Origin of the sequence: Paenibacillus etheri, from assembly GCF_001012825.1 — a bacterium.
Classification (GTDB): Bacteria; Bacillota; Bacilli; order Paenibacillales; family Paenibacillaceae; genus Paenibacillus_AQ; species Paenibacillus_AQ etheri.
The window spans coordinates 336,955-351,060 of sequence record NZ_LCZJ02000019.1 but is presented as its reverse complement, the minus strand read 5'-3'; the positions used below and the strand labels follow the sequence as shown (position 1 = coordinate 351,060).

Here is a 14,106-nt window from a genome sequence, read left to right as displayed (position 1 = left end):
CTTAAACCGATTTATAGATTTCGTAACCCATTCTAAAAAATGCAACTAAGCCAGTAGGTGCAATCGATAGCGTGGACTTAAGCCAAGGTGAAAATAATCTGTTCGGTAACGGTCAGAATATCTCCAATCATTTGGATACGATAGAGCAGCCTGAATTATGTTTCTGATTATTACGATGGTTATGGGACTTCAATTATCGCAAAAATACTGGAGAATAAGAACCGGTAGTGTGTTTAAATAATTAACGTAAGTAGTTCGAACACAAATCCTTTAACCATATGGGTTAAGGGATTTGTGTTCATTTGTTTTAGGAGCATGAAGAATGCTATTCGTAATATGAAATCTTATACACCAGCCAACCAGAGAAAATTTCATTTAAAGCCCCTCCTTTATTAAACTCCAGATACGCTCAAACCTATCTTGGTAGTCTGGTAAATTCCATGATTCTTTGAAGGAAGGGAGACTAAATACCGCAAACGCTGATAGAATTGCCTCGGCCCGCTCTAAGTGGGGATCTTGATAGTCCATGAAGCCATCGATAATTTGGTAGGAGTCCCAGAGAACGTCACGTAATACCAATGGATTGCTGTCCACATATTGTGTATTAAGGGCAAACATTTTGGGATTTTCGTTGTAAGCGCGTTTTTTGGCGTTAACAAAGGACCAGAGCCACTCGTGGAGCACATCCCTTGGTGTGGTTAAATTAGTTGTGTCTATTTTGATTTGTTCTGAAATCATCCGGTTGAACCAGCTTTTAGACACAGCTGCCCAGAGTTCTTGCTTATTTTTAAAATGTTTATAGAGCGCTGCATGAGTGATACTTAATTCATCGGCAATTTGAGAGAGCGTCACTTCGGATTTTTCCGTTCGTTCGATTAATGCCTCTGCTGTTTCAATAATTAGCTTTTGTGTGATTTTAGCCATTTGTTGTGGCAGGTGAAATGGGCATTTTGAAGCAATCATTTGTAATCAAGCCCAGCGTAACACCGTGCTGCCAACCCTTCTTTCTTTAATGAATTCATTAATCATAGTGTATAAACTTGCCTGTAGTATAGCATAATACAACACTCAGTAACAATTGTTGACTTTTGTAACCATGGAGATTATGCTAATCGAGAGAGTTACAAATAAACAAAAATGTAACTAATCATTTGTGTATATGAGGTGATAAATTATGAAAGCCGCGCAGATTACAAAATATTCTAAACAGTTCAAAGTTGAAGTGAACGATATCCCGATTCCGGGGATACGTGATAACGAAGTCTTGGTTAAGGTGAAAGCAGCCGCGGTTAATCATTTGGAACTACTTATCGCTACTGGGAGCGTGAAGTTAATCCAGGATTATGAGTTCCCGTTGGTACTCGGTAACGAGCTCACAGGTATTATTGAAAAGGTTGGCGAAAAAGTTCAGGGCTTCAAAGTAGGTGACGCAATTTATTCACGCCTACCCTTACAAAAAATTGGTGCATTTGCAGAATACGCGGCGATTAATGCTGATGCTATCGCAAATTTACCTCTTAATCTGGATTTTGTAACCGGCGCGGCTGCGCCCTTAACAGGATTGACGGCTTACCAAGGTTTGCATGAAGAGTTAGCTGCTAATGCTGGCGAAAGTGTGTTTATTCCCGGGGGCTCTGGTTCTTTTGGCCAAATGGCTATTCCTATTGCCAAAAGCATGGGGCTCAAGGTCATCGTCAGTGGTAATCCACAAGCACGTGAACGGACAATGAAGGCTGGAGCTGACCAATACATTGATTACACGACCGAGAACTATTGGGAACAACTCAGAGATCTTGATTATGTGATTGATACCTTGGGACCAAGCGAATTTGATCATGAACTTTCCATTATTAAAGCAGGTGGTCGCCTTCTTTCTTTGCGAACCGGTCCTAACAAACGATTCGCCGAGGCTATGGGCTTGTCAGGTTGGAAACAAAAGCTCTTCGCGATTGCTGGAGCCAAGTATGACCACAAAGCCAAGAAGAAGAAAATTCAATATCATTTCATTTTTGTTCGCAGTGATGGAGAACAATTAAAAAGAATTACAAAAATTATTGAAGAAAACGGGATTGTTCCAGCGGTGGATCCCACAGAATTCCATATTGAAGATATTAACAAAGCTCTGATTCTCGTTGCCACAGGTCACCCCAAAGGAAAAGTCATTATCCAATTTTAAGGAGAGTATCCAATGAAGGCTGCTCTGGATTTCATTACGCATACTTGGGGTTAAATGCTTCTTAAATCAAATTAATACGAGAGTAATTTTACTAGGAATTATTATTAATTATTATGACGGAACTGGTTGAGCATATGGGAATTCAACGAAGAAGTTTATATGACACATTTGGCGACAAGCATACGCTATTTTTTAAAGTAATGGACCGAATTCACGATAAAGTAAGTGCTGACCTCTTAGGAGAAGTTAAACGTTCTAAGACTGCAACTGAGGCACTTCAGCTTATTTTTAAGACCACAGAATTATTTATATTATCAGAGCAGCTGTTCAAAGATATTATTCTGTGGGGACAGCAGAATGGGGAGTTCAGCTCAGATTATGATGCCAGTGATCAAGCGGATCATCTACATGCTGTTTATGTAGGGTTACGAGTGATGACCAAAACCTCCATACGTAAAGAAAAGCTACACCATATAGCCGACGTATCGATTAAACTCTTATCTAAATAATTATTTAGTATGTTTAATATTATCATATAATTCCCTATGCACTTTCTAGTATGATCGTTCTCAAAACGTTACTCTTCCTTCTCTTGCATTAAGATTATCTTCATAAAATGGTCTAGTTTTTTTGAAATTATTAGAACGATCATTCCCGTATGATGAGGCCCTTCTAACCTTAGAACTTTATAAAAAGAAACTTTACTCAAGTAAAGAATAAAAGGAGCTAATACCATGAACATTTCTAAACAAGTTGCATTTGTCACTGGAGCAAATCGAGGTTTTGGCCGCCAGCTCACCCTTGAACTTTTATCTAGAGGTGCTAAAGTTTATGCTGCTGCAAGAAATCCGGAAACGATTGATATTCCAGGTGTTACACCAGTAAAGCTTGATATCACCAACCCTCAAGAGGTTGCCACATCAGCTTTAATCGCTAAGGATGTTACGCTTTTGATTAACAATGCAGGATCATCTACTGGAGCCTCTTTGCTGGAAGATGATGTGGAAAAAATACAGTTGGAATTTGATACACATTTCTTCGGTACGCTATCCATGGTTCGTGCTTTTGCACCGATCATTGAAAAAAACGGGGGAGGCTCCATTTTAAATGTTCTTTCCGCTTTATCTTGGTTTAGTTCAGGAACTGTAGGTGCTTATACAGCTGCAAAGGCTGCAGAATGGGCATTGACGAACGATTTACGTTTAAACTTGTATCCTCGTAATGTAAGAGTATCAGGATTGCATGTGGGCTTTATGGAGACAGACATGACAACCGGCTTAGATACTCCCAAATCCAACCCTGCAGATATTGCAAAAAAAGCTATTGATGGCATCGAATCTGGCAGTTTTGAAATTATTGCTGATGATAACAGCCGTATGTTACAAGGTGCACTTGCCGGCGGCGTTCCTGCGCTATACCCACATCTTACTTAATCACAGTTTCGTTGTTAAATTAATTATAAAGAGGTGTGTACAAAATGAATAACTTATGGAGTGAAACAAAAATTGGGAACTTGAAACTGCCACATCGATTAGCGATGGCACCAATGACACGCAGCAGAGCAGAAGAAGATGGTACTCCGGGAGATTTAAGTTCCCTTTATTATGCTCAAAGAGCATCTATGGGACTCCTTATAACGGAAGGCGTACAGCCTTCTGATGATGGTCAAGGATACCTATGGTCACCTGGGATTTATACCGAACAGCATATAAAAGGGTGGAAAAAGGTTACGGATGCGGTCCATGAAGCAGGTGGAAATATGTACATCCAATTAATGCATGCCGGTCGTATGTCACATCCTGACAATACACCCCATCATCGTCAACCCGTTGCACCATCAGCCCTTGCTCCCGGTGTTCAAATGTTTACGGCCACAGGAATGCAGGATATACCTGTTCCGCGCGAATTAAGTAAAGAGGATATTCAAACGACCATTTCCGATTTCCGTAAAGCAGCAGCAGCAGCTATTGAAGGTGGTGCGGATGGCGTTGAAATTCATGGAGCTAATGGATATCTCATTAATCAATTCATCGGAGAAAATTCGAACACACGGACGGATGAATATGGAGGATCTATTGAAAATCGTGCTCGTTTCGCGATTGAAGTCACGAAAGCCATCGTCGAAGAGATTGGAGCAGATAGAACCGGTTTCCGTATTTCACCAGGGACACCTCTTGGGGGAATTCAAGATGGGGAACAAGGTCCAGAACTGTATCTCTACCTTGTAAAAGAGTTAGCTAAACTGGAAATAGCATATCTCCATGTAATGCACCTCGGAAACGAAAAACTGCTCCATGATATTCGTTCCATTTGGACAAATCCACTATTAGTCAATCGGGCTGGACGTGCTCTGGAAGATCTAAGTATTGATCTTGATAATGGTTTGGCTGATATGGTACCCGTCGGTGCATGGTCATTAGCTAATCCGGATTTAGTCGAGCGGCTAAAATTAGGAGCTCCATTGAATGAAGCAGATCCTACAACATTTTTCGGAATTGGAAGTAAGGGGTATACGGACTATCCTACGCTGAAAGAATTAGATCTCAAAAGGGTTAAGTATTAGATTACTAAAAAGTTATCCATTAGCCTTTTAAGGAAGAACGGTACGGGTTTTGATCCTGATCAGGTTGCAGAAGCAGAGGATAATCATTTTGTTATATGCATGAAGATTTGCTAGTTGGAATCGACAAAGGAAAAGTACGTGGTACTATTGCTGATTTATGTTCAGAAAAAAAAGTATTAGACTGAAGTCGTTGTTTAATGTTTTTTAGATTTAATCAAATTTTTCGACTTTATCGATTTAATTCAAACAAAAAGAAGCTCTGAAACAACAGAGCTTCTTTTTGTTTGAATTAACGATCATTGGTTGGTGAAACCTAAACCCGTACTTGCTTGATTTGCATAGTTTTGGTTATATCCTATATGTGCGTTGTTATTACTCATGAAATTATTGGAGTTACTCTCGATTTGGTTACACACTTGAATCATTGATTGTAATTGCTGGATAGCAACTTGATGTCCTTGAAGTGCCGATTGAATCGTATTAGCAGCTTGTCTTTCACGTTGAGCTAATTGATCTAACTGATGAGCATTTTGCTGTTCTTGTTGAAGCAACCGTTGGTAATTCTGACTTGCCTGCTCCGTTTGATGAATTAGCTGTTGAATAGAGTTTTTAATTTGTTGCGTGGATTGGTATGACATTTTATTACCTCCTTGTATTTTACAATCTTAAATTAGATTGGTTTAATCAATATGAAATTAAACATGTAAATTTTTCCCTTGATTGCAAAAGTCAGATACCGTTTTATCAAGGATAATATGGGAAAATCATTTACTTGAAAGATATTAGCTTATAAGGCTGTATCAGAGAATTTAGATGTTTGATGTTTAAACTGCTGTTACTCAGATAATAATGAGTTATAGGTTTTTCAAACTTCTATCGGTGTTTGTATATGAACATTCAACTGTAGACTACCTAATGTTAGCCTAACAGGGTGATTAAAATGTGGAAAGTTTTAGTTTCATACCTTCCGGAATGGAAAGTTTTTATGCAGGGTTTTATCGCATTTTTCATTCCGTATATTATTTCAAAATTTTTTAATTGGATTTGTACTTCAAAGAAGATTAATGAAAATGAAATGGTGGAATAAAAGATGAAACAGAAACTTGATTTTGAAAGTCAAAAGAAGAAAGTATCGAAGTCTTCTCAAGAACTATCAGAGCATTTTACTAGTGATTTCACCTTGAATCTTGAACTTGTGAGGAAAAAAATCGGTCATAACTCAGATGTTAACTTTAGAGAGTTTCACATAGGAGGAACAGGCGTTTGCGCAGCAGTCATTTTTGTTGACGGATTGTCAGATAAAGAGCTCATCGACAAACACATTATGAAATCACTTATGGAGAGTTTTTCTGAAAAAGGGGTCATATCAAACGAGTTTATTAAAAATCAAATCCTTTCCATTAGTGAATTAACAGAAGTACATGACTTAAATAATTTGGTGTCCAAAGTATTAACAGGGTCGACTGCACTGTTAGTAGATGGAGTGCCGAATGTGATAATTCTCGGTACAACCAAAGGGAAATCACGAAATATTGAAGAACCAGTTTCGGAGGTATTGGTTAGAGGTCCACGGTTAGGTTTCACAGAAACTTTAAGTGATAATACTGCCCTTTTGCGACAGCATGGTGATAATCGTGACTTATCAATCATCAATTTTCAAGTTGGACTGCGTACAAAAAAAGAACTGGTCATTGCCTATATCAAAGACATTGCTGACCCTGATTTGGTCGAAGAGGTTAAGGACAGAATCAAAAAAATAAATATTGATGATGTACCGGAATCAGGCTATGTAGAGCAACTGATCGAAGATAATTACCTCAGTCCTTTTACACAAGTACAGAGTACGGAGCGTCCCGACCGAGTTTTTAGTGCCTTGATGGAAGGACGAGTGGCGATCTTGTTAGATGGGACGCCATTTGCCTTGATCGTTCCGGTTACATTTAGTATGCTGTTGCATTCACCAGAAGACTATTATGAGCGTTGGTTACCTACTTCTCTCCTCCGCCTATTACGTTATTTTGCCGCTTTTATTTCTCTTTTTGGACCTTCCTTCTATATTTCGTTTGTATCGTTTCACCAGGGATTAATACCAACCAAACTAGCCTTATCTATCATGGGAACGAGGGAAGGAGTTCCGTTTCCCGCAATAATAGAAGCACTGATAATGGAAGTAGCCATCGAAATTTTTCGGGAAGCTGGGCTACGCTCACCTAAGCCTATTGGCCCGACAATTGGGATTGTCGGCGGGCTAGTCATTGGGGAAGCTGCCGTACAAGCAGGGATTGTCAGCCCATTTATGGTGATTGTAATGGCGTTAACTGCCATTTCTTCCTTTGCCATCCCACAATATAGCGCAGGGATTACATTACGTATGCTTCGTTTTGTAGCCATGTTTTTCGCTGCTATGTATGGATTATACGGGGTTGTTCTGTTTTTCCTTTTCGTTTGCAGCCATTTGGTGAAGTTGAAGAGTTTTGGTGTACCTTATATCAGTCCGATCGTTCCTTTTCGAGTAAGTGATTGGAAAAAATTTATGGTTCGTATACCACTTATGATGAAGAAACGCCGTCCAAGATAATGTATACGAAAGATTCCATTCGCAAAGGATAGTCGCTATGAAAGGAAATAACCAACCATGATAAACAGTTCAAAAGATCGAATTACGTCTTCACAAGCAGTTGTTATCCTCGTCAATTATATTCTTGCAGCGGGGATTCTCACCCTGCCCCGATTATCAGTGGAAAAGGTGAAAACGCCAGATGTTTGGATTAGCGTTTTTTTAGGAGGGCTGATCGCTATGATCGGAGGGGTAATCATCGTGAAATTAAGCCAGCAATTTCCGGGAAAAACTTTTTATCAATACTGCCAAGAAATTGTGGGTAAATGGGTGGGCGGGTTCCTTAGTTTAGTTATTGTTTGTTACTTTTTTACAATTTCAGCATATGAAGTCAGAACAATGGCAGAAGTAACAGGTTTTTTTTTGCTGGAAGGTACTCCCACCTGGGGTATCATCCTGCCGTTTTTGTGGGTAGGCTTCTATCTGATCATAGGCGGGATAAACCCGATCGCCCGTATGTTTGAAATAATATTCCCTATTACGATCATCATTTTTTTGCTGGTTACCTTTATGAGCTTAGGAATATTTGAGATAGATAATCTTCGCCCGGTTTTAGGTTTGGGAATACTACCCATGTTAAAAGGGATAAAGACAGCCACACTCGCATTTTTAGGTCCTGAAATTATGTTGCTCCTTGTAGCGTTTTTGAAACAGCCTGACAAAGCCGTAAAAGTCGTTCTAATTGGGATATCCATCCCTTTGATCTTTTACGTTTTAACCGTTGTAATGGTAATAGGAGCCTTATCTGTGGACGGAGTGGTCACAAGGACATGGCCTACACTTGATCTTATGCGAAGTTTTGAAATCACCGGTTTAATTTTCGAACGATTTGAGTCTTTGTTGCTTGTGATTTGGATTATGCAAATATTTTCAACTTTTACCATCACCTACTATGCGGCTGCGTTAGGGCTAGCTCAACTCTTCAAAAAGAACATTAAACCATTTATATATGGCTTGATACCGATTATTTACATAATTGCTATGTTTCCGAAAAATATCAATGATCTATTTAAACTTGGCGGTACAATTGGTAATGTCGCCATATTTTTATTTGGCGTCCTGCCACTAATCTTACTTTCAATTTCGAGATTGAAGGGTGAAAAGCATGAAACTAAGTCATCATAATGTACGGTTCTTCTTGGTTTCGCTGATATTTCTTATACTCCTGCCTCTTTCAGGATGCTGGAGCAGTAAAGAAATTGAAAGCTTGGGCCTAGTTGCAGGTACTGCGATGGATTTAGAAAAAGGAGGAGGTGTTGGGGGAGAGGGAGAGTTGGAACAAGAAGACAGGTATCTGTTTATTATAACCAATCAATTTGTCACCTCAGAGACAACTGGAAATGGAACAAAAGGAGGTGGATCACAACAAAAAGCTTACAAAAACGTTTCTGAAACAGGCGATGCCATCCTTCCAACTTTACGTAATATGATATTGAGAATCGACAAACGTGCTTTTGCCGAACATTCAAAAGTGATTGTCATTGGAGAGGATCTTGCACGTACTTTGAATCTGCAACAGATTTTGGATTTTTATCTTAGGGAAATGGAGATGAGACCAAGTGGTTTCATTCTAATCGCTAAAAACCGTGCAAGTATAACACTAGAATCGAAGGAACCAAAAGTCATACCAGCATATCAACTCGTTGAAATTATACAAGGTCACAAAAGAACCACAAAGATTTCACCTCCTATGATACTGGCCAAATTAGAGGGAAAGTTGCATTCAGGATCCAGTTTTCTTTTGCAAAATGTGATCTCGGAGAATGGGAAAAATAAATTTGCAGGAGCTGCCGTGATTGAAGGAAAGACAAAAAAATTGCTTGGTTTCTTGAATGAAGAGGAATTACAGGGTTTAACCTGGATAACCGGAAAGGGGAAAGGCGGCTTAGTTGAAAGCTTTGATGAAGAGACAGCTCAGCCAGTTATATACGAAGTATTGAAAATGAAAAGTAAAATTATACCTTATGTTGATGGAGACAGCATCTCATTTAATATAAAAATCGAGTCAGAAGGAAGAATTGCTGAAAATTGGGTTGTTTCGGAGGAAGCATTTAAAAATGAATTTCTGAAAAGAGCCGAAAAAGCTGCTGAAAAAAAGGTGGAGAGTTTGGTGAAGAATGTATTAGAAAAAATACAACAGGAATACAAAGTAGACGTTTCTGGGTTCGGAAATAAATTGAGAATTGAGTACCCTTACGTATGGGAAAAGGTCAAAAAGGATTGGGATCAAACATTTAGTAAAGTTCCGATCAAGTATGAGGTAAAATTAACCATCAAAGACTATGGGACGGTAGGTAATTGATGTCTCATGTTCAATAATTAAGTGTGATCATGGTTGTTGGACATACTTCACACGATTGATGTTTAAGAACACAACTACGTCTAAGACGGGATATAGCCCTAAACAGGTCATTTTAGTAAGTTTTTGTCGTGCCCAATTCTTATAGTTCTTCCAGTTCTCCACGGAATGTAAAAATCCAGTGGGGAAGCCAAAGCTTTAACGTTACCATTCCAGGTAAGTCCGCTATGACATACAAATGGCATGGGAAGGTCTCCTAGACATAAAAGGTGATAAAGAAGAAGCCGCGTATATCGCGGCTTCTTCTTTATGTGAGCCTGACATGTGCGCTATCTATAGGTTTAAGTCCGAATGGCAAAAGCAGTAGTAGCCATAAGCTTAAGGCAAAGGTGTCCACCGTGAGGTGGAATCTGAAGTAAGCCAGTGACAAATCTCCGGTTTGGGGAACACGAACTTCATAGAAGGCTAGCGTACGTTGGATGAGGTTACTTGGGAGATCTGTGCGAAAGACGAAATACCCTCGTAACCCTGCCCACCTATGTTCAGCCATTCCGCAGTGGAACTTAACTAAATGATTCTTTGACAGTACGAGAAGTAGAAACTCCAGATTTGAAGCATATCCATAATCTCCACCATTTTAATCGTGAACGGATACAGCGATTAAAAGCAGTTGAACCATTCCCCTTGCTGTTAACCATATTTACTTCCTTTATGTACTTTTGGTTGAGCACCTTCATCGCGGTCATATATGTGGACTTCAGGAATCCCTAATGTTTTAAGATAGTTTGAAGACACCCAGTCTTTTAATGTGATACCGCCAAGGTGAAGCATGATGATTCTAGGATCATTTTCTAAATCGGGAATCATCGGATTTAAAGTACGCATCATATGGCTGACATGCAAGTGCTCAACTTAGTACATTGCTAATGACTGAAGGGAAAAATCCATCTCTCAATAGAGACATCAACACTCCTTCAAGCTACGATCTTAGTGAGTTAAGATCACTCTATGGAGGACCTGCGTTAATGGCTTCCTTCAACACATATACTTCTAATCAAAATGAGATTAACGTTGAAACGCAATATGAAAGCTATGGCACATTATCGGAATTATCAAATTATTCAGACCTCGTAGTTATTGCATCACCAATAGATGATTTTGAAAATAGAAAGCATATAGCAACTTTTTACGATACAGGCGATCTACAAGATTATTACACTTTGAATCAAATAGTTTATTCGAATCTGGATCACAAAAAATAAAGATGATAAATGATAGATATAAAGAAACTCAAACTACTAATAAACTAGGAACTTTTATAACACGAGATAATAATGTTAGGGATAATTTACTTAATGAAATTGCCAACACATACTCAAATGAGTTATAAATTTATTATGGAGACTGAATGATCAGTCTCCATCTTTCTTCAGTAAGGAGGTAGTTATGAAAAAAATTAGCATCATTTCAATTTCACTGATAATTATATTGATATTAATTTTAGTTTTTGTATTAGTCAAACCCACGCAAGAGATTGTTAGCGTTAGTCTTGTGTCCGAAACAACGGAAATCACTTACACTGACAGTGAAAGTATTCGCATCTTCGAAGACGCTATAAGAACTGTTAAAAAAGTACGCGGTGCTGTAGATGTGGGTCCACCATCCTATCGAATGACTGTTACTTACGCTGATTCTGAAATTGTCGATTTCAGCCTATATATGGATCTTAAAGCCAAAAATGGATTTCTGATTAAAAATAGTAATAGCGAAAAAATGCTGGATTTAAAAGATAAGAATGCTGTAGAGCTGGCTGATCTTTTAAGTAAAGAAAAGAGAGAATAATATTTGATTAAAAGGTTATAATGTTAGAAAAATCATTTTTCTGTAGTAAATTGCAGTTTATTGACGAATATTTGTAAATTTGGTAATTATATTATATTATGATTCATCGAATTTTCTCTTGTCGTTAGTGATTCGACAGAGTTGGAGTTGTACTGGAACACAACCAGTTCATAAATATTAAGGCTTATTTTGCCATGGAGACGATAGACACCTGTTTGGTGTCTTATTGCGTTCCATGGTTTTTTTGTGCCTGTAGGAGGACATAAAGTGGATCCGGTAGATATTAGTCGTGCAGCTGAGCAGTATGTACTTACTGAGTTGCCTTCAGAGATGCTCCCGCTTCATGAATGATGAAGTTCATGTCAATGTGTCGGGTGGGGTAGATAGTATCGCAACGGCGCTTGTAGCCCTTCACGGCTATCATATTAATCAAGCTTGTCCATATGCGAGTCGATGGAGATCCAGAAGATACGACTAAAAAACAATTGTTTGATTGGCCGCAGACCGATGGATACCTTCAGTACTTAAGCGAAAAACTTGATCTTCCATTAATCGTTATATGGGGTGATTTAAGTTTAGAAGAGAGAATTCGGGACTCGAAAATGTTTCCGGACTCCGTGGCAGGTTCCTGATTTTGAAGTTGCTAAGTATAGGGATGAGCTATACAGCATTCATCAGCTTATTGAACGGCAAGGTTACTTTGAGGTGACACAGCACCGGTTCTACTTACTGGCCAAAGCGGTGTCTTAGAGTATGGATTGATCAAGCCTCATTATTGTAGATATTGAAAGAAGCTATTAAAGTTGCAAGCTGATGCGTATCGCACATACTGGTACAGCGGAGAGTTGAAGTGAGAGTAGCCACAATGTTAAAGTTACATATTCGTGTTTAAGTGACGGGAATCGACACATGTGGAGTGTCTAATATTGATGATATTGAATAAATAGATGAGATGTGACAGTAGAGCTCAAAGCCATTCAGGATGTTTAAGCTGTAAGGAAGATTGATCAAGTAAACCAGCAGTCCCCCAATAAGTATAAATAAGCCTCCAAAACCATTATTGAAATGGACTTGGAGGCTACATGTTCTAATCAATGAAGCTCCGGAAAATCCCTAGAGCAGTAAATCATTGAAGATTGCGCTTGTACGACAGGGCGAACAGGAGGCCGCCAAAAGTCACGAGCGCAATAAAAATCAACATCATATTGCTGTAAAGTGCGGCTTCTTGAATGGTTACGGTTGCGATTAGGGGGGAGTTTAGCCACGGCTTCGTCAGCAGTCCGCCCACACCCGCAATACCAATACCTTCGGCAAGGAAACAGGCGAAGTTAAGCATGCCCATTCCGGAACCTGCTTCATCCGGTTCCAGCGTCTTGGCGACACTTGCCGAAATGACAGTTTTCACAAACGAAAGACCGCCAAACGTCAGGATCATTGAACATGTAATAAGCCAAGGCGCACGATCTGTATAGAAGAGTACGATCAGAAAACCGGCGACAATCATACCGAGCCCGGACAACATCGCGGCGATAAGGCCCCGGCGGTCAGCCAGCATCCCGCCGAGCATCCCGAATAAGATGACGCTCAATGTGCCCGGGAACAGAATGGCGCTTCCGATGAGACTGGTCGGCATATGGTACACCGCTCTCATCAGATAAGGCACCATGGCAAAGAAACCTGCGACCGTGCCGAGCAGCACAGCACCGGTGAGCACACCGGCAATATATTTTTTCTTTCGAAACAGGAACGGTTCCAGGAATGGTGCCTGTTTCCGGCGGATATGAAGAGCGAGAAGCCCGAACAGAACCAGACTTGCAGTCAGGTAAATCCAATGGTACAGCGTCGTGAACAGCGCAAACGAGAAAATGCCTACAGATAGCAAAACGGCGCCAGTAATATCGAATGGTCTTCTTTCCGAAGTCTCGACAGGAAGTGTCCGTAATACGAAAGGAAGGGCTAACAGCGATAGCAATGGCAGTGCAAATAACAAGGACCAATGAATATAGCCGGAAATCGCACCTCCGATGACCGGGCCAAGCCCCTCCCCAAATGCAACCACAGAGCCAATCAGGCCGAACGCCTTGCCTTGTTTTTCCGGCTCGACAATCTTGACGATGATTACCATAATAAGTGATGGAACTGCCGAAGCGCCAACTCCCTGAATAAAACGCGCGATTAATACTCCCGGATACCAGGTATGACATAATAGGCCGACAATGGAACCGAAACCGTAGGCCAGCATACCGAATAACAGCAGCTTTCTCATGCCTGTATGTTCGGATATCTTGCCGTACATAGCGATACCAATGGCGAAGGATAGTGAGAAGCAGGTATTGGTCCAATTGGCCGCAGACGGTGCAATATCAAAATAAGCAGCAATATCCGGCAATGATACGTTAAACATGGTTTCGTTCATAACACTGAAAAACGTCAATATGCTCAGCCAAAGGATGAATCGTGACGCGTGAACTTCATTTCGATGTAGCACTTGCATTTAACCCCTTTAAGTTGAAGGGGAATCGCAGTTTATAGGGTCAATTATGCGTCTTCCCCTAAATGTTGTACCCTTACAAAATTGTTTTGCCGCATGATATAATACGCCTCCAAAT

The 14,106-nt window shown here is 39.9% G+C and carries 14 protein-coding genes and 1 pseudogene; 10 read left to right on the top strand and 5 right to left on the bottom strand.

The window, feature by feature from the left end:
• Positions 1 to 375: 375 nt before the first annotated feature.
• Positions 376 to 963 (bottom strand): TetR/AcrR family transcriptional regulator, encoded by a 588-nt coding sequence (locus UQ64_RS11220; RefSeq protein ID WP_209445755.1) that lies wholly within the window; start codon positions 961 to 963, stop codon positions 376 to 378.
• 211 nt (positions 964 to 1,174) lie between these two features.
• Between UQ64_RS11220 and UQ64_RS11215 the strand changes: the two genes are divergently transcribed.
• The 4 genes from UQ64_RS11215 to UQ64_RS11200 all read left to right on the top strand — a co-directional run bounded on the left by UQ64_RS11215 (position 1,175) and on the right by UQ64_RS11200 (position 4,739).
• Positions 1,175 to 2,176, top strand: coding sequence for an NADP-dependent oxidoreductase (locus UQ64_RS11215; RefSeq protein ID WP_060623548.1), 1,002 nt, complete (start codon positions 1,175 to 1,177; stop codon positions 2,174 to 2,176).
• Positions 2,177 to 2,289: 113 nt separating this feature from the next.
• On the top strand, positions 2,290 to 2,685 hold the full coding sequence (locus tag UQ64_RS11210; protein WP_060623547.1) for a TetR/AcrR family transcriptional regulator: 396 nt from the start codon (positions 2,290 to 2,292) through the stop codon (positions 2,683 to 2,685).
• A gap of 225 nt (positions 2,686 to 2,910) precedes the next feature.
• The gene (locus tag UQ64_RS11205; protein ID WP_060623546.1) at positions 2,911 to 3,609 is read left to right on the top strand and encodes an SDR family oxidoreductase; all 699 of its coding nucleotides are present in this window, start codon (positions 2,911 to 2,913) and stop codon (positions 3,607 to 3,609) included.
• A gap of 44 nt (positions 3,610 to 3,653) precedes the next feature.
• Positions 3,654 to 4,739, top strand: coding sequence for an alkene reductase (locus UQ64_RS11200; protein ID WP_060623545.1), 1,086 nt, complete (start codon positions 3,654 to 3,656; stop codon positions 4,737 to 4,739).
• Between the two features lie 296 nt (positions 4,740 to 5,035).
• On the opposite strand, the gene UQ64_RS11195 is transcribed toward UQ64_RS11200, so the two are convergent.
• Positions 5,036 to 5,377, bottom strand: a complete 342-nt coding sequence (locus UQ64_RS11195; protein WP_082651077.1) for a hypothetical protein — start codon at positions 5,375 to 5,377, stop codon at positions 5,036 to 5,038.
• 432 nt (positions 5,378 to 5,809) lie between these two features.
• Here UQ64_RS11195 and UQ64_RS11190 point away from each other — a divergent pair.
• The 3 genes and pseudogenes from UQ64_RS11190 to UQ64_RS11180 all read left to right on the top strand — a co-directional run bounded on the left by UQ64_RS11190 (position 5,810) and on the right by UQ64_RS11180 (position 9,658).
• A pseudogene (locus UQ64_RS11190) lies at positions 5,810 to 7,349 on the top strand (spore germination protein).
• 25 nt (positions 7,350 to 7,374) lie between these two features.
• Positions 7,375 to 8,481: a spore germination protein gene (locus UQ64_RS11185; RefSeq protein ID WP_060623544.1), complete on the top strand. Its 1,107-nt coding sequence runs from the start codon at positions 7,375 to 7,377 to the stop codon at positions 8,479 to 8,481.
• Positions 8,462 to 9,658 carry a Ger(x)C family spore germination protein gene (locus UQ64_RS11180; protein ID WP_060623543.1) on the top strand — a complete coding sequence of 399 codons (1,197 nt, stop codon included), beginning with the start codon at positions 8,462 to 8,464 and terminating at the stop codon, positions 9,656 to 9,658. Before UQ64_RS11185 ends, UQ64_RS11180 begins: the two co-directional genes overlap by 20 nt.
• 304 nt (positions 9,659 to 9,962) lie before the next feature.
• On the opposite strand, the gene UQ64_RS31620 is transcribed toward UQ64_RS11180, so the two are convergent.
• A complete protein-coding gene (locus UQ64_RS31620; protein WP_209445754.1) occupies positions 9,963 to 10,205 on the bottom strand; it encodes a hypothetical protein in 243 nt (80 codons plus the stop codon).
• 140 nt (positions 10,206 to 10,345) lie between these two features.
• Positions 10,346 to 10,543 (bottom strand): hypothetical protein, encoded by a 198-nt coding sequence (locus UQ64_RS30785; RefSeq protein WP_156417515.1) that lies wholly within the window; start codon positions 10,541 to 10,543, stop codon positions 10,346 to 10,348.
• A gap of 38 nt (positions 10,544 to 10,581) precedes the next feature.
• Between UQ64_RS30785 and UQ64_RS11175 the strand changes: the two genes are divergently transcribed.
• From UQ64_RS11175 to UQ64_RS32555, 3 genes are all read left to right on the top strand, one after another.
• Complete coding sequence (locus UQ64_RS11175) at positions 10,582 to 10,917, top strand: hypothetical protein (protein WP_209445753.1); 336 nt, start codon at positions 10,582 to 10,584, stop codon at positions 10,915 to 10,917.
• Between the two features lie 184 nt (positions 10,918 to 11,101).
• The gene (locus UQ64_RS11170; RefSeq protein WP_060623541.1) at positions 11,102 to 11,497 is read left to right on the top strand and encodes a YhfM domain-containing protein; all 396 of its coding nucleotides are present in this window, start codon (positions 11,102 to 11,104) and stop codon (positions 11,495 to 11,497) included.
• Positions 11,498 to 11,840: 343 nt separating this feature from the next.
• The gene (locus UQ64_RS32555; protein ID WP_280818182.1) at positions 11,841 to 11,975 is read left to right on the top strand and encodes a hypothetical protein; all 135 of its coding nucleotides are present in this window, start codon (positions 11,841 to 11,843) and stop codon (positions 11,973 to 11,975) included.
• 648 nt (positions 11,976 to 12,623) lie between these two features.
• Here the strand turns inward: UQ64_RS32555 and UQ64_RS11165 are convergent.
• Positions 12,624 to 13,991: an MFS transporter gene (locus UQ64_RS11165; RefSeq protein WP_060623540.1), complete on the bottom strand. Its 1,368-nt coding sequence runs from the start codon at positions 13,989 to 13,991 to the stop codon at positions 12,624 to 12,626.
• Positions 13,992 to 14,106 lie beyond the last annotated feature (115 nt).